The organism is Dokdonella koreensis DS-123, assembly GCF_001632775.1.
Taxonomy (GTDB): Bacteria; Pseudomonadota; Gammaproteobacteria; order Xanthomonadales; family Rhodanobacteraceae; genus Dokdonella; species Dokdonella koreensis.
Map to the genome: position 1 here is coordinate 1,147,765 of NZ_CP015249.1, position 22,891 is coordinate 1,170,655.

At 71.0% G+C, this 22,891-nt stretch carries 24 protein-coding genes and 1 other RNA gene; 10 read left to right on the forward strand and 15 right to left on the reverse strand.

Going from position 1 to position 22,891, the window contains the following annotated elements:
* The first annotated feature begins 83 nt into the window (after positions 1-83).
* The gene (locus I596_RS04450) at positions 84-1,355 is read left to right on the forward strand and encodes a TCR/Tet family MFS transporter (RefSeq protein ID WP_067644772.1); all 1,272 of its coding nucleotides are present in this window, start codon (positions 84-86) and stop codon (positions 1,353-1,355) included.
* Positions 1,356-1,406: 51 nt separating this feature from the next.
* Here I596_RS04450 and I596_RS04455 read toward each other — a convergent pair whose 3' ends face one another.
* On the reverse strand, positions 1,407-2,135 hold the full coding sequence (locus tag I596_RS04455; protein WP_067644775.1) for a hypothetical protein: 729 nt from the start codon (positions 2,133-2,135) through the stop codon (positions 1,407-1,409).
* Positions 2,136-2,644: 509 nt separating this feature from the next.
* Between I596_RS04455 and pyk the strand changes: the two genes are divergently transcribed.
* Positions 2,645-4,111 (forward strand): pyruvate kinase, encoded by a 1,467-nt coding sequence (gene pyk / locus I596_RS04460; RefSeq protein WP_067644778.1) that lies wholly within the window; start codon positions 2,645-2,647, stop codon positions 4,109-4,111.
* A 141-nt stretch (positions 4,112-4,252) separates the two neighbouring features.
* Positions 4,253-4,723, forward strand: coding sequence for a hypothetical protein (locus I596_RS04465; protein ID WP_067644781.1), 471 nt, complete (start codon positions 4,253-4,255; stop codon positions 4,721-4,723).
* 138 nt (positions 4,724-4,861) lie between these two features.
* Here I596_RS04465 and I596_RS04470 read toward each other — a convergent pair whose 3' ends face one another.
* Together I596_RS04470 and mtnA are read right to left on the reverse strand one after the other, a co-directional pair.
* Complete coding sequence (locus I596_RS04470; protein ID WP_067644784.1) at positions 4,862-5,326, reverse strand: GtrA family protein; 465 nt, start codon at positions 5,324-5,326, stop codon at positions 4,862-4,864.
* A 59-nt stretch (positions 5,327-5,385) separates the two neighbouring features.
* Positions 5,386-6,414, reverse strand: a complete 1,029-nt coding sequence (gene mtnA / locus I596_RS04475; protein ID WP_067644787.1) for an S-methyl-5-thioribose-1-phosphate isomerase — start codon at positions 6,412-6,414, stop codon at positions 5,386-5,388.
* Positions 6,415-6,558: 144 nt separating this feature from the next.
* On the opposite strand from mtnA, the gene I596_RS04480 reads away from it, so the two are divergent.
* Positions 6,559-6,936, forward strand: a complete 378-nt coding sequence (locus I596_RS04480) for a rhodanese-like domain-containing protein (protein ID WP_190278984.1) — start codon at positions 6,559-6,561, stop codon at positions 6,934-6,936.
* 36 nt (positions 6,937-6,972) lie between these two features.
* Here I596_RS04480 and rpiA read toward each other — a convergent pair whose 3' ends face one another.
* The 6 genes from rpiA to I596_RS04510 all read right to left on the reverse strand — a co-directional run bounded on the left by rpiA (position 6,973) and on the right by I596_RS04510 (position 9,440).
* Positions 6,973-7,617, reverse strand: a complete 645-nt coding sequence (gene rpiA, locus I596_RS04485) for a ribose-5-phosphate isomerase RpiA (RefSeq protein ID WP_067644793.1) — start codon at positions 7,615-7,617, stop codon at positions 6,973-6,975.
* Position 7,618: 1 nt separating this feature from the next.
* Positions 7,619-8,092 carry an EVE domain-containing protein gene (locus tag I596_RS04490; protein WP_067644796.1) on the reverse strand — a complete coding sequence of 158 codons (474 nt, stop codon included), beginning with the start codon at positions 8,090-8,092 and terminating at the stop codon, positions 7,619-7,621.
* Positions 8,089-8,697: a 5-formyltetrahydrofolate cyclo-ligase gene (locus tag I596_RS04495; RefSeq protein WP_067644799.1), complete on the reverse strand. Its 609-nt coding sequence runs from the start codon at positions 8,695-8,697 to the stop codon at positions 8,089-8,091. The genes I596_RS04490 and I596_RS04495 overlap by 4 nt, the downstream gene beginning before the upstream one ends.
* Positions 8,698-8,722: 25 nt before the next feature.
* Positions 8,723-8,912, reverse strand: a non-coding RNA gene (gene ssrS / locus I596_RS04500) — 6S RNA.
* Between the two features lie 7 nt (positions 8,913-8,919).
* Positions 8,920-9,213: a cell division protein ZapA gene (locus I596_RS04505; protein WP_067644802.1), complete on the reverse strand. Its 294-nt coding sequence runs from the start codon at positions 9,211-9,213 to the stop codon at positions 8,920-8,922.
* Positions 9,214-9,221: 8 nt separating this feature from the next.
* Complete coding sequence (locus I596_RS04510) at positions 9,222-9,440, reverse strand: TIGR02449 family protein (protein WP_067644805.1); 219 nt, start codon at positions 9,438-9,440, stop codon at positions 9,222-9,224.
* A gap of 229 nt (positions 9,441-9,669) precedes the next feature.
* Here I596_RS04510 and I596_RS04515 point away from each other — a divergent pair, with 229 nt between their 5' ends.
* The 6 genes from I596_RS04515 (at position 9,670) to I596_RS04540 (ending at position 16,164) form a co-directional block, all read left to right on the forward strand.
* Positions 9,670-10,788, forward strand: a complete 1,119-nt coding sequence (locus tag I596_RS04515; protein ID WP_067644809.1) for a PQQ-dependent sugar dehydrogenase — start codon at positions 9,670-9,672, stop codon at positions 10,786-10,788.
* Between the two features lie 123 nt (positions 10,789-10,911).
* Positions 10,912-12,060 (forward strand): glutamate 5-kinase, encoded by a 1,149-nt coding sequence (gene proB, locus I596_RS04520; RefSeq protein WP_067644812.1) that lies wholly within the window; start codon positions 10,912-10,914, stop codon positions 12,058-12,060.
* A gap of 8 nt (positions 12,061-12,068) precedes the next feature.
* Positions 12,069-13,346, forward strand: a complete 1,278-nt coding sequence (locus tag I596_RS04525; RefSeq protein ID WP_067651427.1) for a glutamate-5-semialdehyde dehydrogenase — start codon at positions 12,069-12,071, stop codon at positions 13,344-13,346.
* Positions 13,327-14,637 carry a sensor histidine kinase gene (locus tag I596_RS04530; protein WP_067644815.1) on the forward strand — a complete coding sequence of 437 codons (1,311 nt, stop codon included), beginning with the start codon at positions 13,327-13,329 and terminating at the stop codon, positions 14,635-14,637. Before I596_RS04525 ends, I596_RS04530 begins: the two co-directional genes overlap by 20 nt.
* Positions 14,638-14,734: 97 nt before the next feature.
* On the forward strand, positions 14,735-15,688 hold the full coding sequence (locus I596_RS04535; RefSeq protein ID WP_067644818.1) for an SPFH domain-containing protein: 954 nt from the start codon (positions 14,735-14,737) through the stop codon (positions 15,686-15,688).
* An 11-nt stretch (positions 15,689-15,699) separates the two neighbouring features.
* Positions 15,700-16,164 carry an NfeD family protein gene (locus I596_RS04540; RefSeq protein WP_067644821.1) on the forward strand — a complete coding sequence of 155 codons (465 nt, stop codon included), beginning with the start codon at positions 15,700-15,702 and terminating at the stop codon, positions 16,162-16,164.
* A 54-nt stretch (positions 16,165-16,218) separates the two neighbouring features.
* On the opposite strand, the gene I596_RS04545 is transcribed toward I596_RS04540, so the two are convergent.
* From I596_RS04545 to adh, 6 genes are all read right to left on the reverse strand, one after another.
* A complete protein-coding gene (locus tag I596_RS04545) occupies positions 16,219-17,364 on the reverse strand; it encodes a porin family protein (RefSeq protein WP_223303916.1) in 1,146 nt (381 codons plus the stop codon).
* A gap of 394 nt (positions 17,365-17,758) precedes the next feature.
* Complete coding sequence (locus I596_RS04550) at positions 17,759-18,145, reverse strand: DUF779 domain-containing protein (RefSeq protein ID WP_067644824.1); 387 nt, start codon at positions 18,143-18,145, stop codon at positions 17,759-17,761.
* Positions 18,127-18,714: a pentapeptide repeat-containing protein gene (locus I596_RS04555; RefSeq protein ID WP_083965367.1), complete on the reverse strand. Its 588-nt coding sequence runs from the start codon at positions 18,712-18,714 to the stop codon at positions 18,127-18,129. Before I596_RS04555 ends, I596_RS04550 begins: the two co-directional genes overlap by 19 nt.
* A 55-nt stretch (positions 18,715-18,769) precedes the next feature.
* Positions 18,770-20,638 (reverse strand): methanol/ethanol family PQQ-dependent dehydrogenase, encoded by a 1,869-nt coding sequence (locus I596_RS04560; protein WP_067644827.1) that lies wholly within the window; start codon positions 20,636-20,638, stop codon positions 18,770-18,772.
* A 78-nt stretch (positions 20,639-20,716) separates the two neighbouring features.
* Complete coding sequence (pedF, locus tag I596_RS04565) at positions 20,717-21,190, reverse strand: cytochrome c-550 PedF (protein WP_067644829.1); 474 nt, start codon at positions 21,188-21,190, stop codon at positions 20,717-20,719.
* Positions 21,191-21,304: 114 nt separating this feature from the next.
* Positions 21,305-22,825: an aldehyde dehydrogenase gene (gene adh / locus I596_RS04570; protein ID WP_067644832.1), complete on the reverse strand. Its 1,521-nt coding sequence runs from the start codon at positions 22,823-22,825 to the stop codon at positions 21,305-21,307.
* Positions 22,826-22,891: the final 66 nt, after the last annotated feature.

The following is a 22,891-nucleotide window of genomic DNA, read 5'->3' on the forward strand; positions in this document are numbered from 1 at the left end:
CTCCGGCCGTCATCCCAACGTCCGCCGCACGCTCTACAATCGGCGCCCTTTCGCGCCTCCCACGCCGCCCGGCGGTGTCTCCGATGTCGATTCTTCCTTCGTCCCGGCGTACGGCCGCGGTCGCGTTCATCCTCGTCGTGGCGATGCTCGACATCGTCGCGATGGGCATCGTCATCCCGGTGCTGCCGCCGCTGATCGAGGCGTTCGCCGGCTCGACCGCACAGGCCGGCGTGATCAACGGCGTGTTCGTCGCGCTGTGGGCGCTGATGCAGTTCATCGCCTCGCCGGTGATCGGCACCCTGTCCGACCAGGTCGGCCGCCGTCCGGTCATCCTGATTTCGACGGCGGGACTGGCCGCCGACTACCTGCTGATGGCGGTGGCGCCGAACCTGTGGTGGCTGGCGCTGGGCCGCATGATCGCGGGCGTGACGTCGGCCAGCTTCACGACGGTGTACGCCTACATGGCCGACATCACGCCGCCGGAAGGGCGTGCGCGCGGCTACGGCCTGGTCGGCGCCGCGTTCAGCGCCGGCTTCGTCGCCGGCCCGCTGCTCGGCGGCGTGCTGGGCGAGGTGTCGCCGCGCGCACCCTTCTGGGTGGCGGCGGCGCTCAGCGCCGTCACCTTCTTCTACGGGCTCTTCGTACTGCCCGAGTCGCTGCCGGCCGATCGGCGGATGCGCTTCACCTGGCGGCGTGCCAATCCGTTCGGCGCGCTGACGCTGCTGCGCTCGCATCCGGAGTTGTCCGGCCTGGCCGTCGTCAACTTCCTGCTGTACTTCGCCCATCACGTGTTCTCGGCCGTGTTCGTGCTGTACGCGGCCCACCGCTACGGCTGGAGTCCGTGGACGGTCGGTGTCCTGCTGGCCCTCGCCGGGGCGCTGGACATGCTGGTGCAGGGCGTACTGGTCGGCCGCGCGGTCAAGCGCTTCGGCGATCGGGCGACGATGATCTTCGGCCTGTTCGGCGGTGCGGTGGGCCTGGCCTGCATGGGGCTGGCGCCGACCGGGCTGCTGTTCGCGCTGGCGCTGCTGCCGAACGCCCTGTGGGGCCTGGCGATGCCCACCTTGTTGTCGTTGATGACCCAGCGCGTCTCCGAATCGGAGCAGGGGCAGCTGCAGGGCGCGAACATGAGCGTCGCCAGCGTCGCCGGCGTGCTCTCGCCGATGTTCTTCGGCACCGTCTATGCGGTATCGATCGGGGATGCCGCGCTGTTGCCGCTGCCGGGCGCGGCGTTCCTGATCGCCGCCCTGGTCCTGCTCGCCGCGGCCCTGCTCGGCTGGATCGTCGCGCGCCGGGCCTGGCGTGCGGCGGACGCCTCGCCCGCAACCGGCGAGGACGGCCGCGGCCCGATGTGACCCGGGGCCGCGGCCCGGTAGCGCGGCATGCACCGCGCTACCGGTTGGCGGCTACGGACGCGCCGTCGAGGCGACGCCGCGTCCGTCGAGGTTCCAGCGGCTCTCGCTCTCGGCACTGCCGGCGAAGGACGGGTACCACGCGTCGCGCGTGGCCAGCTCGAAGCGCCGCAGGCACAGCCGATCGTCGGACGCGGCGTCGTCCGGGCAGGCGGCGACCACCAGCAGGCGATCGGCCGCCTCGCCCGCGGCGGCCGGCGTGAAGGCCATGCCGGCGCCGATCACGTTGCGTGAGGGTTCGGCGCGGATGACGTTGAAATGACCGCCCTTGAACTCGCCACGGGTACTGAACGCGAGGATGTCGGTGGTCCGCCGGGTCTCGCCGCCGCTGTCGGCAACGGTCGAGTCGGCGAGGATCCAGACATGGTCCTTGAACACCTGGACGTCGCGGATCGCCGTGAAGTGCCACGGGTTGTTCGGGAACAGGATGTCGCTGCCGCCATCCGGGTTCCAGGCGCCGGTGGTGCCCCAGGCCAGCGGGGTTCCGGTCGCGTCGTAGCGCGTGATGCCGATGTTGTCCGCCGTGCCCGTGCCCGCCGCCGGGACCAGGCTGACGACGACGATGTCGTTGCCGATCTGCACGACCTTGCGGCTCTGGGCCGGTGCTTGCGCACGCAGTGCCGTGGCGGTGGCGTCGGAAGCGGTCTGCGGCGGCGCGGCGTGCGTGATGCTGGCCGCGAGCAGGCCGATCGACGCGCCGAGGATCAGGTTTGCGAAGTGCATGGTGCGTCTCCTCGAGGGTGAAGAAGGATTAGCCGGCGCCGGGCGGTCTTCGCCCGGAGCTGCCAGGGCCTGACGTTAATGGTGCTATGCACCATTTCAGTCTTTGCCTGTTCGCTGGTGTTTGCAAGGGGTGAAACTGCAAGATTCCGGAATATTGTTGCAGTGCAGCTCAAAACCAGCCGGGCAAATTGTCGCGATGGCCGTCGGTGCTGCCCGGCCGCCCGGCGCGGGGCGCCGTCGCGGCGACCTGATCGCGCCCGGCGGGCGGCGGTGTGCCTCGGCTGCGGTCGCGGACCGGAGCTTGCCGGGGGCGCTTCGGTCGCACCACCCGGCCTCGCGCGACGCGCACGCCACGGCGTTTCCCGGACCGGAGGGCGAGCTCGGTGGCCGGCGGCCGGGACCGATGGCGGGTACGGACGGTGCCCCGGTATCCGTTGTCGCATGACCGGTTCCGGTCAAGCCGCTGTGCTAGGTTTGACCGCACCGATCGCGAGAGGGACGCCGCCCAGATGACGCCGCAACTGCGCCGCACCAAGATCATCGCCACGCTCGGGCCGGCGACCGACCCGCCGGAGATGCTGCAGCGCATCCTGGCCGAGGGCGTGGACGTGGTGCGCCTGAACTTCTCGCACGGCCAGCCCGAGGACCATCGTCTTCGTGCCGATGCGGTGCGCACCGCCGCCGCCGCGCTGGGCCGCGAAGTGGCGATCCTCGGCGACCTGCAGGGCCCCAAGATCCGCGTCGAGCGCTTCGCCGACGGCGCCGTCCACCTCGACCCGGGCGATTCGTTCACGCTGGACTGCCGGCCCGATGCCCCCGCCGGTGATCGCCACCGCGTCGGCGTCGGCTATCACGACCTGTGGCGCGACGTGCGCGTCGGCGACGTCCTGCTGCTCGACGACGGCCTGCTCGCGTTCGAGGTGGCCGCCGTCGCCGACCAGCAGATCCAGTGCCGGGTGACCGTCGGCGGCCGCCTGTCCGACCGCAAGGGCATCAACCGCATGGGCGGTGGGCTCAGCGTCGCCGCGCTCTCGGACAAGGATCGCGCCGACATCCGCCTGGCCGCTTCGATCGGGGTCGATTTCCTGGCGGTCTCGTTCGTCAAGAACGCCAGCGACATGGTCCAGGCGCGCGACCTGCTGCGCGCTGCCGGCGGCGCCGCCGCCCTGGTCGCCAAGATCGAGCGCACCGAGGCGATCGGCGTGCTCGACGAGATCATCGAGGCCAGCGAGGTGGTCATGGTCGCACGCGGCGACCTGGGCGTGGAGATCGGCGACGCCGAACTGCCCGGCCTCCAGAAGAAGATCATCCGCGAGACGCTCGAGCGCAACCGCATCGTCATCACCGCGACGCAGATGATGCAGTCGATGGTCGAGTCGCCGATCCCGACGCGCGCCGAGGTGCTGGACGTCGCCAATGCGGTCATCGACGGCACCGACACGGTGATGCTGTCGCAGGAGACTGCCGCCGGCCGGCATCCGGACAAGGCAGTGGCGGCGATGCGGCGCGTATGCCTCGGCGCCGAGCGCCAGTTCGAGCCGCAGGAGGATTTCGCGCCGCGCGCGGCACTGATCGAGCGTACGGACCAGGCGATCGCGCTGGCCGCGATGGTCCTGGCCGGCCGTGTGGGACCGCGCGCGATCGTCGCGCTGACCGAGTCCGGCGAGACCGCACGCTGGCTGTCACGCCACCGTTCCAGCGTGCCGATCTTCGCGCTCTCGCGCCACGCCGCCGCGCGGCGGCGCATGCTGCTCTATCGCGACGTGCACCCGATCGACTTCGATCCGCACGACGTCGGCCCGGTGCAGGCGGCCCGCGCGGCGGTGCAGCACCTGTTCGGCCTGGGCCTGCTGGCCGAGGGCGATCGGGTGATCCTGACCACCGGCGACCACACCGGCCAGCTCGGCGGGACCAATACGCTCAAGTTGCTGCGGGTCGGGCCGGCCGGCCTGGCCGAGGGGCTCGGCGACCTCTGAACCGCCGCGCACCGGCCGGCGCGCGGCGACGGCCGCGCCCGCGGTGCGCAGTACAATCGTGGCGGGCGTGCCCGCCCGTCGCGAAGCTCCGGAGGCCCCATGATCTGCGCAGGTCATTCATCATCGTCGTCCGCGGCGCGCTTGGCATCCGTCCCGCTGCGCCGGGCGGCGACACGCGCAGCCGGACTGCTGGTCCTGGCTGCTGCCCTCGCGCCGGCCGTGGCGCTGGCGCAGAAGCAACCGCGCGTGGTCGCGCCGGACGACCTGCCCAAGCACTGGGTGTTGATCAACGCGTCGGTGCAGGGCGACGCGCCGATGTTCGGCAAGGGCCTGGACGTGCCGACCTGTGCGGCGGTCTCGTTCGTGGTCGAGGGCACCGGCCGCACCAGCACGGTGAAGCTGCAGCGCATCGTGCCGGAGGGACCGGACCTGGCCAAGCTCGCGGTCAGCATCGCCAGTCACCTGCAGTTCGAGCCGAGCGTCAACAACGGCGGCCGCGACCGCGTGTTCAGCTGGCTGATCTTCCCGTTGAACCTGCCGGCCGATCCGGCGGCACGCAGCGAACTGATGAAGCCCTGCGCGATCGAACGCCTGCGCTGGGCCGATCGCTGAGGGCGGTTCAAGCCGACGTCGAGTGACAGCCTGCTGGGGTGATCCGGGCAGGGCCCGCGTGCGGGGCCGTTGATCTGCGCGACCGATGACGCCGCCGCGACCGCGTGGGAGGGGCAGGCCCCCCTGCTCGACGACCGGCTAGTCGAGCGGCGACTGCTCGGCCGTTTCGCTGCGCTTGCGGAAGATCCAGAACCGCGACGAGACGAAATTGACGACCATGCCGGCCAGCGAGCCGGCGGCGACCGCGATCACCGGCTGCGCGCGGATGCCGGCGTAGTGGAACACCAGCAGCGAATACAGGCCGTAGTTGACCGCGAAGCCGCCGCTCATCGCCAGCAGGTAGCGCGCCCATTCGCCGAACACGCCGTAGCGGCGGTCCGCGCTGAAGGTGTAGGTCCGGTTGAACAGCCAGGTGCCGGTGGCGGCGACCAGGAACGACAGCAGGCGCGTCAGGTAGGGGTTCCAGCCGGCCCACTTGACCAGTACCTGGACGATCGTCGCATCGATCAGGAAGCCGATCACGCCACCGACGGCGAACAGCAGCAGCACGCGCGCCGCCGCACTGCGCTCCCTGCGTGTGCGTGACGGCTCAGGCGATGCCATGGCCGGCCGTTCCCTGGGGCAGTGCTGCGGCGTATGCGCTCATCGGGCGGGTGGGGTGGTCAGGCGGGCGGTCCGAACTGGAGCGCCAGGCCGGTCTGCGCCGGTCGCTCGATCACGCCGCGTTCGGTGACGATGACGTCGATCAGCTCGGCCGGCGTGACGTCGAACACCGGGTTCCAGGCCTGTGCGCCGTCGACGACCGTGCGCTGGCCGCCGTAGCCGAGCAGTTCGGTGGCGGCGCGCAGCTCGATCTCGATCGCAGCGCCGGAGGCGGCCGTCATGTCGACGGTGGAGGAGGGTGCCACGACCATGAAGCGCACGCCGTGGTGGCGTGCCGCGATCGCCAGCTGGTAGGTGCCGATCTTGTTGGCGGTGTCGCCGTTGGCGGCGATGCGGTCGGCGCCGACGATCACCCACTGCACCGCGCCGGACTTCATCAGGTGTGCGGCGGCCGAGTCGGCGATCAGCGTGGCCGGGATGCCGTCGCGCGCCAGCTCCCACATCGTCAGCCGCGCGCCCTGCAGCCACGGGCGCGTCTCGCCGGCGTAGACGCGGTCGATGCGGCCGGCGGCGTAGCCGGCCCGGATCACGCCCAGGGCGGTGCCGAAGCCGGCGGTGGCCAGCGAGCCGGTATTGCAATGGGTCAGCACGCCGACCGGCGCGGGGCCGAGCTGGGCGGCGCCCAATTCGCCCATGCGGCGGTTGGCGGCGAGGTCTTCGTCCTGGATCGCCTGCGCTTCGACGGCGAGCGCCGCGGCATCCGCCCCGGCGGCGATCGCGCGCTTCATGCGGTCCAGCGCCCACATCAGGTTGACCGCGGTCGGCCGCGCCGCGCGCAGCTGTTCCAGCGCTGCCGGCAGCGTCGCCGGATCCGCGCGGGCGGCGAGCACCACGCCCCAGGCCGCGGCAATGCCGATCGCCGGGGCCCCGCGCACCACCAGGTCGGTGATCGCGGCGGCTACCTCGGCGGCGCTGCGGCAGTCGATGGCGGTTTCCTCGAACGGCAGGCGGCGCTGGTCGAGCAGGCGCAGGTGGTCGCCCTGCCAGAGCACGGCGCGGATGGAGTCGTGGAGATCGGTGCGGGTCATCGGATCGGAGGCGATGGAGGTGCCGGAGACGGCGGGCGGCGCGGTTTCGTCGCGGCGGGCTGCCGTATAGTGTGAGGCCCTATTGTGACGCATCCGGCCGTGGCCGGCTGCGGGAGGCGGGCGATGCGACGGTGGATGCTGGCGATGACGATGATCCTGGGCGGCACGGCGGCGGCAGGCGCGGCGGAGCGGACGATCACCGCGGAGGCGCTGGCCGAGCGGCTGCAGGGCGCCCAGCCGCCGACCGTGCTCGACGTGCGTGGCGCCGACGAATACGCCGCCGGGCACCTGCCCGGCGCGGTGCTGATCCCGCACGACCAGGTGCCCGGACGCCTGGCCGAGCTCGGTCCGGCGCGTGAGATCGTCCTGTATTGCCGCAGCGGGCGGCGCGCCCGGCTGGCCGGCGAGGCGCTGGAAGGCGCCGGCTTCGAGGTGGTCTATCTCGACGGCGACTATCCGGGCTGGGCGGCCGGCGGGCGAGCGGTCGCGACCGGCGCAGCCGCGGGATCGGGCCAGGACTGAACCGCGGCGGCTGGCGGCGCGGCCGGTGCGGCCGCGCTAGGCCATCTCGCGATCGCCGATCAGCACGACATCGGCCGGCCGGCGCGCGAACAGGCCGACGCAGACCACGCCGGCGATCTGGTTGAGCTCGCTTTCCAGCGCGACCGGATCGGTGATCGACCAGTTGTGCACGTCCAGGATCCAGTTGCCGTTGTCGGTGACGACGCCGTCGCGCCAGACCGGCTGGCCGCCGCGCGCGGCGATCGCGCGGGCGACGTGGCTGCGTGCCATCGGGATCACCTCGACCGGCAGCGGGAAGCGGCCGAGCACGTCCACCCGCTTGGCCGGATCGATGATGCACACGAAGCGCTGCGAGGCGGCCGCGATGATCTTCTCGCGCGTCAGCGCGCCGCCGCCGCCCTTGATCAGGCGCTTGTGCGGATCGCACTCGTCGGCGCCGTCCACGTACAGCGCCAGCTCGCCGGTGGCGTTGAGGTCCAGGACCGGGATGCCGCGCTCGCGCAGCAGCCGGCTGGACTGCTCCGAGCTCGACACCGCGCCCTCGATCGTGTCGCGGCGTTCGGCCAGGGCCTCGATGAAATAGGCGACCGTCGAGCCGGTGCCGACGCCCACGACCATGCCGTCCTCGACGTAGCGCAGCGCCGCGCGTCCGGCCAGGCGCTTGCCTTCGTTCTGTGCCATGTCAGCGTCCCCTCCGCGGTTTTTCGAGCGCGAGTATGAAGTCCCATTGCGTGCGCGTCACCGGCAGCACCGACAGGCGGTTGCCGCGGCGTGTCAGCGCGAAGTCGCCCAGCTCGTCGCGGTCCTTCAGCTCGGCCAGCGTGATCGTGCGCGCGAGCTTGCGCCGGAAGCCGACGTCGACCAGCAGCCAGCGCGGCGCTTCCGGCGTGCTGGCCGGGTCGTAGTAGTCGCTGCGGCGCTGGAACTGGCTCGGGTCCGGGTATGCCTCGCTGCGGACCTCGGCCAGGCCGACGATGCCCGGCTCGGCGCAGTTGGAGTGGTAGAACAGGATGCCGTCGCCGATGCGCATGCCGTCGCGCATGTAGTTGCGCGCCTGGTAGTTGCGCACGCCGCTCCACGGCTCGGTGCCGACCCGCTCCAGGTCGTCGATGGAGAATTCCTCGGGCTCTGACTTCATCAGCCAATGGCGGCTCATGGCGCTTTCTCCGGCCAGCAGTCGATCAGTTCGCGCTCGGTGGCGACATAGTCGAGCCTGACGTCCCAGGGCTGCGGCTCGATGCGTTCCAGCTCCTGCGCCGAGTGCGCGACGCCGACCAGCAGCGTGTCGCCCGGTTCGTCGCGCTCGCGCAGCCAGGCGAAGCTGCGGTCGTACCAGCCGCCGCCGTAGCCGAGCCGGTTGCCGGCGCGATCGAAGCCGAGCAGCGGCACCAGCACCAGGTCGAGCTTGTGCGGTGCCAGCAGGTCCGCTTCGCCGGCCTGCGGCTCGGGGATGCCGTAGCGGTTGGGGACGACCGCGGTGCCGGCCGTCCACTCGGCGAAACGCAGGCGCCGGTCCGCATGCACGACCGGCAGGTGGTAGCGCTGGCCGCGTTCGCGCAGGCCCGGCAGGATCGCGTGCAGGGACAGCTCGCCGTCCACGGCCCAGTAGCCGCCCACACGGGTATCGGTGAGGAAGTCGGCGAGTTCGCCGAGGCTGCGGCCGACCGCCTCGGCGGCGGCGATGCGCTCGCGCGCGGCGACCGCGCGGCGGCGTGCGCGCAGCTGCGCGCGAAGGGCCTGTCGATCGTCGGGGGCGTTCATCGCGTCGCAGGCGGGAAAAGAGGTGGCGTCCTCCGCGCTGTGGCGGTGCGCATCAAACGACCTTGATCCAGAGGATCAGGTGGGAAGAGTCGGCAGCGCCTTCAGGCTTTCCGCTCGTGGCGGACATGCACACCGGCGTCTGCGTGGTCGTCCCGGAGTCGTTCAATAGGAGCAAGGCAATATGTAAGGTGCGCGATCGCACACTGCAGAGGACACCGGGCTCTATTGTAGTGATGCCGGCAAAGCGGCATCAAGCCTGGATTTGAGCGACAGCAAGTGTTGCGCCAACTGGCTGGCGTCGCTGGCGCGGGCCTGCTGCAGCGTCAGCAGTTCGTGGGCGATGTTCAGCGCCGCCAGGACGGCGATGCGATCCAGCCCGGACGCGCCCCGGTTGCGCATGTCGCGCATCTTGCCGTCGAGATAGCCGGCGGCCGCGATCAGGCCGGGCCGTTCCTCCGGCGTGCAGGCGATCAGGAACTCGCGATCGAGGATCTTGACGGTGACCGGCTCGCTCATCGGGACCTTTACTGTTCCAGCGACTTCAGGCGCAGGATCATCGCCTCGACCCGGCTGCGGGCCTGTTCGTTGCGGGCGAGCAGTTGCGCGCGTTCGGTGGCCAGGTGTTCCTGGCTCTGGCGCAGGACGCGGTTTTCCTCGCTCAGGCGCCGGCACAGCTCGACCAGGCGATCGACCCGTTCGGTGATCTCGGTCAGTTGCGCGATGGCTGGTTCGGAGCCCGACATGGCCGGGACTATAGCATTGGACACCGGCGGTTTTCGTGGCTGCGGCGCGGGCCGCGGCGGTTGCCGGGCGCACGCTGCGGACCGCCGGTCCAGGCCGCGGCGGTCGGTCTGGCCGGGGCGGTGTGGTGGCCGGCGCCGCCCCGTCCTTTCGGTGGCGGGCAGGCTCCGTTCGCGATCGGGAAAGGACCGGCGTGCGATAGTCCGGCGGTCACCCTTGCGGAGAATTCCCATGCCTCGCTTCCTCCTCGTTGCGTGGCTCGGCCGCGCCGCCCTGGCGGTCGCGCTGGCAGGGGCCGGACCGGCCGTCGCCGCGGCGCCGTCGCTGGATGGGCTGGTGCTGCCGGCCGGCTTCCAGATCGCGGTATGGTCGGACCAGGTGCCGGATGCGCGCGCGATCGCGCTCGGCGCCAAGGGCACGGTGTTCGTCGGCTCGCGCCAGGCCGGCAAGGTCTACGCGGTGGAGCCCGCCGCCGACGGCCGCCACGGCGGGACCGTGCACGTCGTGGCGCGCGGCCTGGAGCAGCCCGTCGGCGTCGCGTTCCGTGACGGCGACCTGTACGTGTCGGCGATCGACCGCATCGTGGTCCTGCGCGACGTGGAGCGCGACCTGGCCGCGCCGCCGAAGCCGGAGGTCGTGACTTCGGCCTTTCCGAAGGACAAGCATCATGGCTGGAAATTCATCGCCTTCGGCCCCGACGGCAAGCTCTACGTGCCGATCGGCGCGCCGTGCAACATCTGCGACCGCGGCAAGGACTACGCCAAGATCGTCCGCATGAACGCCGACGGCAGCGGCATCGAGGATGTCGCGTTCGGCGTGCGCAACAGCGTCGGCCTGGCCTGGCACCCCACGACGGGGCGGCTGTGGTTCACCGACAACGGCCGCGACATGCTCGGCGACGACGTGCCCGGCGACGAGATCAACCGGCTGGACCGGGTCGGCGCGCACTTCGGCTATCCCTACTGCCACCAGGGCGACCTGCCGGACCCCGAGTTCGGCGAAGGCAAGGCCTGCAAGGACTACGTGCCGCCGGTGCGCGTACTCGACGCCCACGTGGCGGCGCTGGGCCTGCGCTTCTATACCGGCAGCCAGTTCCCGGCCGCGTACCGCAACGCGCTGATCGTCGCCGAGCACGGTTCCTGGAACCGGTCGAAGAAGTCGGGCTACCGGGTCATGGTCGCGCGGCTGGACGGCGATCGCATCACCGCCTACACGCCGCTGGTCGACGGCTTCCAGAAGAACGAGCAGGCCCGCGGCCGGCCGGTCGACGTCCAGGTGCTGCCGGACGGCTCGCTGCTGGTCTCCGACGACTTGGCCGGCGCCCTCTACCGGATCAGCTACGGCGGCTGACCGTGAACGCCACGGCCGCGACCCGTGCGGCGGCGACTTGGCGCCGCAGCGCGGGCCGGGCGGTATCGTCGGGCGCCGTCCTCGCGTAGGCTTGCCGCGCGAACGCCCCTTCGTTCTTTGTCGATGACCACCAGCACTTCCCGCGCCACCTTTCGTGAACAGCGGCTGCCGGCCTGGCAGCGCGTCGTCGTCAAGATCGGCAGCAGCCTGCTGACCGGTCCCGGCGGCGTCAGCACGCGCCATGCCTTGCGCATCGGCCACGCCCTGGCCGGCCTGATCGACAGCGGCCGCGAGGTGCTGATCGTCTCTTCCGGCGCCGTGGCCGCCGGGCGCGCGCTGCTGCAGGCACGCATGCCCGAGGCCGGCGCGCTGCCGGCGCGCCAGGCGCTGGCGGCGGTCGGCCAGACCGGCGTGGTGGCCCTCTGGCAGCGCTTCTTCGACCGGCCGGTCGCGCAGGTGCTGCTGACCCACGACGACCTGCGCAACCGCAGGCGCTACCTCAATGCCCGCAGCACGCTGCGGGCGCTGCTCGCGCTCGGCGCCGTGCCGATCATCAACGAGAACGACACCGTCTCGGTCGACGAGCTGAAGCTCGGCGACAACGACACGCTGGCGGCGCACGTGGCGATGGTGATCGGGGCTGACCTGGTGGTGCTGCTGACCGACATCGACGGGCTGTACGACGCCGACCCGCGCCGCAACCCGAAGGCGCGCCCGCTGCACCGCGTCGCCCGCGTCACGCCGGCGGTGCGCGCGATGGCCGGCGCGGCCGGCAGCGCCGTCGGTACCGGCGGCATGGCGACCAAGCTCGACGCGGCCGCGCGCGCCGCCGATGCCGGCATCCCGACCGCCATCCTCAACGGCACGTCGGCACGCTCGATCGACGCGTTCGCGCGCGATCGCCTGGTCGGCACCCTGGTCGCCGGCTCGCGCAGCCGGCCCGGTGCCCGCAAGACCTGGCTCAAGAACGCGCCGCTCGCCGCCGGACGCGTCTGCGTGGACGCCGGCGCCGCCCGTGCGCTGGCCGAACGCGGCGCCTCGCTGCTGCCGCGCGGCGTGGTGGACGTCAGCGGCGAGTTCGTGCGCGGCGACGTGGTCGAGATCGGCGTGACCGGCCGCGGCGGCGTGCGCGCCGTCGCCCGCGGTGTCGCCCAGTACGGCGCCAGCGAGATCCGCAAGCTGATCGGCGCGCGCAGCGAGGAGATCGGCACGCGGCTCGGTTTCACCTACGGTCCGGAGATCGTCCACCGCGACGACCTGGCCCTGGCATGAGCACGCCGATGACCCCGCCCTCTTCCGAGACCCTGCGCGAGCGGCTCGCCGCCGCCCGTGACGCCGGACTCGCGCTCGCCGCGCTCGACGCGGCCGGGCGCACATCGCTGCTGGCCGGCATGGCGCAGGCGCTGCGCGCCCGCAGCGATGCGATCCTCGCCGCCAATGCGCACGACGTCGCCGCTGCCCAGGCGCAGGGCCGGCCGGCGGCGATGATCGACCGCCTGCGACTCGACCCGCAGCGGCTGGCGGCGATCGCCGATGCGGTGGACGAGGTGGCCGGCCTGCCCGACCCGATCGGCGTGGTCACGCACACCGCGACCCGGCCCAACGGCATCCGCATCGAGCGCGTGCGGATTCCGCTCGGCGTCGTCGCGATGATCTACGAGGCGCGGCCCAACGTCACCGCCGACGCTGCCAGCCTGTGCCTGAAGGCCGGCAATGCGGTCGTGCTGCGCGGCGGCAGCGAGGCGCGCGCCTCCAACCTGGCGATCGTCGAGGCCCTGCATGCCGCGTTCGATGCCGCTGGCGTGCCGCGCGCCGCGCTCACCTTCATCGACGACCCGGACCGCGACCGCATCCGCGAGCTCGTGCAGGCCGACGACCTGCTCGACCTGGTGATCCCGCGCGGCGGCGAAGGCCTGATCCGATTCGTCGCCGAGCACGCGCGCGTGCCGGTCATCAAGCACTACAAGGGCGTGTGCCACCTGTACGTGGACGCCGCCGCCGATCCGGCGCTGGCGCTGGGCCTGCTGGTCGACGGCAAGACCTCGCGGCCATCCGCCTGCAATGCGCTGGAGACGCTGCTGGTCCACCGCGCCATCGCGCCGGTGTTCGTGCCGCAGGCGCTGGCCGCCTTGCACGCGCACGGCGTGGCGGTGCGCGGCTGCGAGCGCACCCGGGCGATCGACGCCACCGTCGCCGTCGCCACCGAGGACGACTACGCGGCCGAGTACCTGGACCTGATCCTGGCGGTGCGCATCGTCGAGGACATCGACCAGGCGATCGCCCATATCCGCCGCTACGGCTCGGACCATACCGAGGTGATCGCGACGGCCGATGCCGCGGCGGCGCGGCGGTTCGAGCAGGCGCTGCGCTCGGCGGTGGTCATGGTCAACGCCTCCTCGCGCTTCAGCGACGGTGGCGAACTCGGGCTCGGCGCCGAGATCGGCATCTCGACGACGCGCCTGCACGCCTACGGGCCGATGGGTCTGGAAGCCCTGACGATCGAGCGGACGATCGTGCGCGGCGACGGCCAGGTGCGCCATGCGCCTGCTGTCGCTTGAGGGCAAGCTCGGCGCCGCGCTGGGACTCGCCGCGGGGCTCGCGGCGGCGCTGACAGCCGCGCTGACGGGCTGGCTCGGGACGACGGTCAGCGGCGCGCTCGCCGCGCTGGCGATCCTGCTGCCGCTGCTGCTGGTGCTCGCGCGCGCGCTGGCGCGGCCGGTGATCGAGCTGATCCGCGCACTGTCGGGCAGTGTCGTCGCGTTCCGCGACGGCGATTTCAGCTTCTCGATCGCCGAGCGTCGCCGTGACGAGATGGGCGACCTGGTCGCCGCCCACAACCGTCTCGGCCAGGTGCTGCGCGAACAGCGCCGCGGCCTGATCGAGCGCGAGCTGATGCTGGACACGCTGGTGCAGAACTCGCCGACGGCGATGGTGCTGGTCGAGCCGGGCGGCCATGTCGTGCACGCCAACCTCGCGGCGCGGGCGTTGCTCAACCACGGGCGCGCGATGAACGGCGAGCGCTTCGACGCGATCGTCGCCGAGGCGCCGCCGCAGCTCGCGCTGGCGCTGGCCGAGCACGACGATCGGTTGTTCGCGGCCGAGATCGACGGCGAGGAGGAGACCTTCCACCTGTCCCAGCGCGACTTCAAGCTGCAGGGACGCCCGCATCGCATGGTCATGCTGCGGCGGATGACGCGCGAGCTGTCGCGGCAGGAAGTGGCCACCTGGAAGAAGGTGATCCGCGTGATCAGCCACGAGATCAACAACTCGCTGGCGCCGATCCGCTCGCTGTCGCATTCCGGACGCGAGCTGGCGCGGCGTGGCGACGGCGCGCGGCTGGAGACGGTGTTCGGCACGATCGAGGACCGGGCGCGGCACCTGGAGGCGTTCATCCAGGGCTATGCGCGGTTCGCGCGGCTGCCGCAGCCACAGCCGCAGCCGGTGGAGTGGGGGCCGCTGCTGGAGGCGCTGGTCGCCCAGTACGGTTTCGGGCTGGCCGCGCCGCCGCCGGCGGAGCCGGGCTGGTTCGACCGCACGCAGATCGAGCAGGTGCTGATCAACCTGCTCAAGAACGCGCACGAGGCCGGCGGGCCGCCCGAGGGCATCGAGCTGAAAGTCGCGCGCAGCGGGCGCGAGCTGCGCATCGACGTGCGCGATCGCGGGCCGGGCATGAGCGAGACCGTGCTGGCCAACGCCCTGCTGCCGTTCTACTCGACCAAGCGCAGCGGCACCGGACTGGGGCTCTCGTTGGCGCGCGAGATCGCCGAGGCCCACGGCGGTCGTGTCCAGCTGGCCAATCGCGCCGGCGGCGGCCTGGAAGTGAGCCTGCTGCTGCCGCAGCCGGCCTGAAGCGCCCGCCCGGCATCGCCGGGCAATCCCCCGTCCGCGGCTTTTTCGCGCAACCCGCGCCTGCTATGGTGACGTGCATTCAACGGAGGAAACCCTCATGACCAGCGTCATCATCGGGATCGGCGTGCTCGCCGTGATCTTTCTGTACAAACTCGTGCGCATCGTGCCGCAAGGCTACGAGTGGACGGTCGAGCGCTGGGGCAAGTACACCCATACGCTGACGCCGGGCTTCCACCTGCTGGTGCCGATCATCCAGAACGTCGGCCGCAAGATCAACATGATGGAGCAGGTGCTGGACGTGCCCTCGCAGGACGTCATCACCAAGGACAACGCGGTCGTGCGCGTCGACGGCGTGGTCTTCTACCAGGTGCTGGACGCGGCCAAGGCCGCCTACGAGGTGTCCAACCTCGAACAGGCCGCGCTGGCCCTGATCATGACCAACATCCGCACCGTGCTCGGCTCGATGGACCTGGACGAGTCCTTGAGCCAGCGCGACGCGATCAACGCCAAGCTGCTCGGCGTGGTCGACGAGGCCACCCATCCCTGGGGCGTCAAGGTCAACCGCATCGAGATCAAGGACATCTCGCCGCCGCGCGACCTGGTCGACGCGATGGCGCGCCAGATGAAGGCCGAGCGCGAGAAGCGCGCGAACATCCTCGACGCGGAAGGCTTCCGCCAGGCGGCGATCCTCAAGGCCGACGGCGAGAAGCAGTCGGCCATCCTCGAAGCCGAAGGCAAGAAGGAAGCGGCCTTCCGCGAAGCCGAGGCGCGCGAGCGCCTGGCGCAGGCCGAGGCGAAGGCGACCGAGATGGTGTCGCTCGCGATCGCCCAGGGCGACATCAACGCGATCAACTACTTCGTCGCCACCAAGTACGTCGAGGCGCTGCAGGCGCTGGCCAGCGCGCCGAACCAGAAGACGCTGATCCTGCCGATGGAGAGCGCCGGCGTGCTCGGCTCGCTGGCCGGCATCGCCGAGATCGCGCGCGGCGCGTTCGACAAGCCGGCTCCGCCGCCGCCGCCGCCGCGCGTGCCGCCGTCGCCGATCCGCTGAGGAGCGCCCGCATGAACTGGCTTCCCGCGGGTCTGGCGTTGCACTACGGCTGGTGGCTGGCGGCGCTCGTGCTGATCGCCGCGGAGATCGTCGCGCCCGGCTACTTCCTGCTCTGGATCGGCCTGGCGGCGGCGCTGATGGGGCTGCTGACGCTGCTGTTCCCGAACCTGGCACCGCTGGTGCAGGCGATCGCGTTCGCGCTGCTGGCGCTGGCCACCTGCCTGGTCTACTGGAAGTTCATCCGGCCCGCGGCCGAGCGGCGCGACGACCAGCCGCTGCTCAACCGCAAGGGCGAGCGGATGCTCGGCCGGCAGCTGATCGTCGCCGAGGCGATCGTCAACGGCCGCGGCAAGGTCAAGGTCGGCGACACCGTCTGGCTCGCCGAAGGGCCGGACGTTCCCGTCGGGACGGCCGTCGAGGTCATCGGCATCAGCGGCACGACGCTCAAGGTCCGCAGCGTCGTCACGCCGGCCTGACGCCGCCGGGCGAAGCGGTCCGCGGCCGTGCAACGGTCGCGGACCGGGGGCGGCTCAGAAGAAGACGATGCCGCCGAACGAAACGCCGTTCATCTTGACGGTCTCGCCGTCGAATCCCTTCGAGCGGGTCTGGCTGAGCTCGAACGCGAACGTCACGCTGGACGTGAGCGCGTAGTAGGCGCCGCCGGTGACGTTGGAGTTCTGCTTGAGGCCGCCGGTGGCCGGCTCCTGGTCGCGGTTGCGGCTGACACCGTAGTTGACGCCGAGCTTGAGCTTGTCGGTGGCCGCGAACGTGCCCTGGGCCAGCCAGTTGGTCGACTTGGTGTTCTCCTGGTCGCCGTCGGCGAGTATTCCCAGGCCCTTGCCGCTCTGCACGTTGGCCAGCGCGGCGAAGCGGCCGGCGGTGAACGAGGCGCCGATCTCGGCCCCGGTCATCGTGAAGTCCTCGACGGTGGGATCGGTACCCTCGGCGGCGTGGAAGCGCTGGGTCTTGGCGCCGGCCCAGACCTTGAACGCCTCGTTGCTCCAGGCGAGCTGGGCCTGCAGCTGCGGCTCGGACTTGGAGACGTGGTCGATGCCGTTGTCGACCGGGCTCATCAGGCCGGCACTGAAGACCATGCCGCCGGTGGAGCCGGAGGTCCAGCTGATCTGGCCGTAGTTGCCGAGCCAGCTGTAGCCGGCGCCGATGTGGCCGAGCGTCACCCGGCCGCGCTGGGTCGCCTGGATCGGCATGCCGACGCCGAGCAGGGTCATGTCGGTCAGGATCGCGTTGGCGCCGAAGATGCCGTAGTCGCGGCCGAGCTTGAACGTGCCCATGTTCTCGTCGCCGATCGTGAAGAAGGCCTGGCGCACGTCGACGCCGCTGTTGGCGTCGATCGAGCTGGACGTCGCCGTATGCGCCATGATCGCGATCGTGCCGCCGATGTCGTAGCCGCCCTGCGAGGTCCGGAACTTCGTGACCAGCGCGTTGGGCAGCAGGCCGTTGCCGATCGTGGTGCGCTTGTCCTCGCCGCCGCAGCCGAGCGCCTGGCCGGCCAGCGCCAGCCCGCCGACCATCTCGTTGCCGCAGTCGGTGGCGGTGTAGTAGGCGTTGATGAAGCCGCCGACGTCGATCGTCCAGTCGCCGGCCTCGATTTCGACCGCCTGCGCGGCGGACGCCAGCACGAGCCCCGGCAGGGCGCACAGCAGGGCATGGCGCACTGCGGCACCACGGCGGACGGGCAGCGTGCGGACACGGGGCGGCGAGGCATTTCTTGGAATATGGCTAAGCATAGGACTATCCCTCCCAAGGGCTCGGATTGAACCCGGTCGTCCTCTACGCAAGCGATGTGCCATCGACAGGTGTGTTGCAGCGAGTCAACGCCTGCCGGGGACTTGGTACGCGATGGAGGGGTTCCTGGCGCAATGCGTGTTGCTGCGCGTCATCGGTCTGCGGCGGCCCGATGTTGGATTCCTGCACAGTGGTCGCGGGCGACTGTCGCGTTTCCGGGCAGTGGCCGTGCGTGTTCGCGGAACGGACGGTGGTGCCGAGCCCGGCCGGCGATGGCCCGCTGTTTGTGCCGCATTGCAACAGGAGGTTTTCCCGGTCAGGCCGCTAGACGCGGCCGGCGGCCTGCAGCGCGGCGAACTCGGCATCGTCGAACAGCCGCGAACGCACCAGGAAACGCACGCCTTCGCCGTTCTCGAGCGAGAACATGCCGCCCCGGCCTTCGACGACGTCGATGATCAGCTGCGTGTGCTTCCAGTACGCGAACTGCGGTGCGCTGATGTAGAACGGCGCACCGCCGATTTCGCCGAGCCTGACGTCGGCGTCGCCGATCAGGAACTCGCCCTCGGCGTAGCACATCGGCGAGGAGCCGTCGCAGCAGCCGCCGGACTGGTGGAACAGCAGCGGGCCGTGGCGCCGGCGCAGGCGCTCGATCAGGTCGAGCGCGGCCGGCGTGGCCAGGACCTGCGGCGGCGTCACCAGTCGGTCGGACATTGTTCGCACCGTTCGAAGTTCGCGCCGGAGAATACGGCGAAGCGGATCTTGGTGCCGCGCATCGAGGCGTCCTGGAAGTTCGCCGCGCTGAACTTGGTCTCCTGCGCATCGGCCGCGTCGAGCCGTGCGCCGACGAACAGCGTGCCGACCGCCCAGGCCGCCGACAGGTTGGCGGCGTCGAGGTCGGCCTGCGAGAAGTCCGACTTGCTCATGCGCGCCGCCTCGAAATCGGCACCGGTCAGCCGGGCGCGCACGAACCGCGCCTGCCCGAGGTAGGCCTTGGAGAAATCGGCGGCCATCGCGATCGCGTCGGTGAAGTCGGCGCCGACCAGATTGGCGCCGCGCAGGTCGGCGCGGCGCAGGTCCGCGCCGCGGAAGTTCGCGCCGGCGAGGTCCCTGCCGGCCAGGTCGGCGAAGCGCAGATCCGCACCGGCGCAATCGGCCCGCGGCGCGGGCGTGCAGCCGGTGCTGCGCTGGTCGGCCGGCGGCAGGTAGGCGCGGCCGGCCGGCGCCTGCAGCAGGCCGAGCGTCGCACCGAGAACGAGGGAACAGCGGCGTAGGGCGTGCATGGATTTCCGTGTTCGGATCGTGCGCCCGGCGCGAGCGCCGGGCGCGGAGGCCGGCTCAGCGCGCCGGCAGCTTGAACACCCAGTACGAACCGCCCTGCGTGACCTGGCGCGTCAGCTCGGCCATGTCGCCGCCCCACAGCGGTACGGCACCGCCGTAGCCGGAGGCGATGCCGATGTACTGCTCGCCGTCTTGCTCCCAGGTGATCGGGATCGAGACCACGCCCGAGCCGGTCTGGAACTTCCACAGCTCCTCGCCGGTGGCCGCGTCGAAGATCTTGACGTAGCCGTTGGACGTGCCGGTCACGACCAGGCCGCCGGCGGTGGCCAGCGTGCCGGCCCACAGCGGGAAGGTTTCCTTGTGTTCCCAGGCGATCCTGCCGGTCTGCGGATCGAGCGCGCGCAGCGTGCCGACGTGATCCTCGTACAGGCGCTTGATGCGGAAACCCATGCCCAGGTATGCCGAGCCGGGCTTGTAGGCCAGGTGCTCGGCCCAGTAGTCCATGCCCCAGTGGTTGGCGGCGATATAGAACAGGCCGGTGGCCGGGCTGTAGCTCATCGGGTTCCAGTTCTTGCCGCCGAGGAACGGCGGCGAGACGAACACCGATTCGCCCTTGTCGGTGCCCTCGGGCGGCTGCTGCGGGCGCTGGCCGGCGTTCTCGATCGGCCGGCCGCTCTTGAGGTCGAAGCCCTTGGCCCAGGTGATGCCCTCGACGAACGGGTAGGCCGCCAGCAGCGCGGTCGGCTTGTTCGGGTAGCCGCTGCCGCGCGCGAGCTTGGCGGTGTCGGTGACGAAGAAGAAGCCGTTGCGGTCGGCATGGGCGCCGGCCTTGATCGTCTTGCCGTTCTTGTCCTTGTAGTCGAACAGCACGATCTCGTTGTTGCCGGAGAAGTCCCAGGTGTCGTTCGGCGTGTGCTGGTAGAAGCCCTTGAGCTCGCCGGTGGAGGCATCGACATAGGCCTGGCCCGAGGTGAACAGGCTGTCGTACGCGTGCGGGTCGCCGCCCGGCGGCGTGCGCAGGTTGCCGTTCCACGGCGCGGGATTGCCGGCGCCGATGACGATCGTGTTGGTCTCCGGATCGAACGAGGCGCTCTGCCACGGCGCGCCGCCGCCCTGGCTCCAGGCCTCGGTCTTGCCGGTGGGCGAGCGCTTGTCGTCGGGCCAGGAGGGCGCCTTGCGGTTGCCGGTGTAGGTGCCGGGCTTGCCGGCCAGCCGGCCCTGGTGGCCTTCGACCAGCGGCCGCGCCCAGACTTCCTCGCCGGTCTCCGGGTCGCGTGCGAACAGGTAGCCGACCACGCCGAACTCGTCGCCGGAGCTGCCGTGAATCAGCAGCACGCGGCCGCCCTTTTCCTTCACCAGGGTCGGTGCGCCGGTCATCGTGTAGCCGACCTTGTGGTCGCCGAACTTCTTGTTCCAGACGACCTTGCCGGTGCTCTTGTCGAGCGCGACGATGCGCGCGTCGAGCGTGCCGAAGTAGATCGTGTTGCCGTAGATCGCCGCGCCGCGGTTGATGACGTCGCAGCACGGGCGGATGTCGTCGGGCAGGCGGTGCTCGTAGCTCCACAGCTGGCGGCCGGTCCTGGCGTCCAGCGCGAACACGCGCGAATAGGAGGCGGTCACGTAGATCACGCCCTCGTGCACCAGCGCCTGCGCTTCCTGGCCACGCTGTTTTTCGCCGCCGAACGAGAAGCTCCAGACCGGCTGCAGCGCACCGACGTTGCCGCGGTCGATGCGGGTCAACGGCGAATAGCGCTGGGCCTTGAGACCGAGGCCGTAGCTGAGCACGTCGCCGGGCGTGCTGTCGTCGTTGGCGATGTCCTCCCAGGTCACCTTCGATGAGGCGGTGGCGGTGCCGGCGGCGAGCGCGCCGGCCGTGCCGCCTGTGAGCAGCGTCGCGGTGATCGCGTGGACGATGAGCTTTCTCATTGCGGTGCTTCCCCTTCTTGTCGTGTTCGTTCTTGTCGTGTTCGTTGCCGTGGATGGCGTGCTGCGGTGCGCGTGCCGTCAGTCCGGCCGTCGCGTGTCGATGTAGCTGCGGATCGCCCAGATCGCTTCCTGGCTGAAGATGTCCTTGAACGGCGGCATGTAGACGCGGCCTTCGCGTACACGGCCCTTCGCGACGGTGTCGTAGAAGTACTGGTCCACTTCGGCGAGGCATTCGGCATCGGGCGACTCGAACGCGCCGCAGTCGGCATTGAGCTTGCGCAGGTCCGGCGCGATGCCGCCGGACACCGCCTCCAACCCGTGGCAGCGCGCGCAGTTCTGGTTGTAGGCGGAGCTGCCGATGCGGACGGCTTCCGCGTGCGCCGCGCCGGCGGCGTACGGGTTGCGCGCCTGCGGCGCGTCGCCCAGCGCCGGCAGCGTGTGCGTGTCGACCGCCTGGGGCACGGTGTCGCCGTGGCCGTGGACGGGGCCGGCCAGCGCGGCGAGGAGCAGGGCGACGAGCGCGGTGCGCGGGGAGCGGGGTGTGTTCTGCATGAAGCGTCCTGGGAGCGAGGCGGCGGGAGCCGGTGTGCGGGCCGGCCGAACCCGCTCCCGCCGTGGCGGGAGTGGGTACGTCCGGGAGGGCGGCGGGCGGCGGCGCCCGCCGGATCAGAAGAAGCCGAGCTTCTTCGGGCTGTAGCTGACCAGCAGGTTCTTGGTCTGCTGGTAGTGGTCGAGCATCATCTTGTGGTTCTCGCGGCCGATGCCCGATTGCTTGTAGCCGCCGAACGCGGCATGCGCCGGATAGGCGTGGTAGCAGTTGGTCCACACGCGCCCGGCCTGGATCGCGCGGCCGAACCGGTACGCGCGATTGCCGTCGCGGCTCCACACGCCGGCACCGAGGCCGTAGAGCGTGTCGTTGGCGATCGCCAGCGCCTCGGCATCGTCCTTGAACGTCGTCACCGACAGCACCGGCCCGAAGATCTCCTCCTGGAAGATCCGCATGCGGTTGTGGCCCTTGAAGACGGTCGGCTTGACGTAGTAGCCGCCGGCCAGCTCGCCGGCCTGGACGTTCTGCTCGCCGCCGATCAGCACCTCGGCGCCTTCCTGCCGGCCGATGTCGATGTAGGACAGGATCTTCTGGAGCTGCTCGCCGGAGGCCTGCGCACCGACCATCGTCGCGGGGTCCAGCGGCGAGCCGAGCTGGATCGCCGCTACACGCTTGAGCGCCTTCTCGATGAAGCGGTCGTAGATCTTCTCGTGCACCAGCGCGCGGCTCGGGCAGGTGCAGACCTCGCCCTGGTTGAACGCGAACAGCACGAAGCCTTCGATCGCCTTGTCGAGGAAGTCGTCGTCCTCGGCCATGACGTCCTCGAAGAAGATGTTCGGCGACTTGCCGCCGAGCTCCAGCGTCACCGGGATCAGGTTCTGCGAGGCGTACTGCATGATCAGCCGGCCGGTCGTCGTCTCGCCGGTGAAGGCGATCTTGGCGATGCGCGGGCTCGACGCCAGCGGCTTGCCGGCCTCGACGCCGAAGCCGTTGACGATGTTGAGCACGCCGGGCGGCAGCAGGTCGCCGACGACCTCGGCCAGGACCAGGATGCTGGCCGGTGTCTGTTCGGCCGGCTTGAGTACCACGCAGTTGCCGGCGGCCAGCGCCGGCGCCAGCTTCCACACCGCCATCAGCAGCGGGAAGTTCCACGGGATGATCTGGCCGACCACGCCAAGCGGCTCGTGGAAGTGGTAGGCGATGGTGTCGTGGTCGATCTCGCTGATGCCGCCTTCCTGCGCGCGCACCGCGCCGGCGAAGTAGCGGAAATGGTCGATCGCCAGCGGCAGGTCGGCGTTGAGGGTCTCGCGGATCGGCTTGCCGTTGTCCCAGGTCTCGGCGTGCGCGAGCAGCGCGATGTTCTGCTCGATGCGGTCGGCGATCTTGTTGAGGATGTTCGCGCGCTCGGCCGGCGAGGTGCGGCCCCAGGCGTCCTTGGCGGCATGCGCGGCGTCCAGCGCCGCCTCGATGTCGTCCTTGTCCGAGCGCGGGATCTCGCCGCAGGGCTTGCCGGTGACCGGCGTGACGTTCTCGAAGTAGGTGCCGTTGATCGGTGCGCGCCACTGGCCGCCGATGTAGTTGCCGTAGCGCGCCTTGAACGGCGGACGCTCGGCCAGTTGCTGGAGTTCGAGCTTGGTCATGGAGGCTCTCCGTGAGGTCGGGGGTGACGTTCCCTTCAGAGCAGGGAGCGTGCCATCGGCCACGTG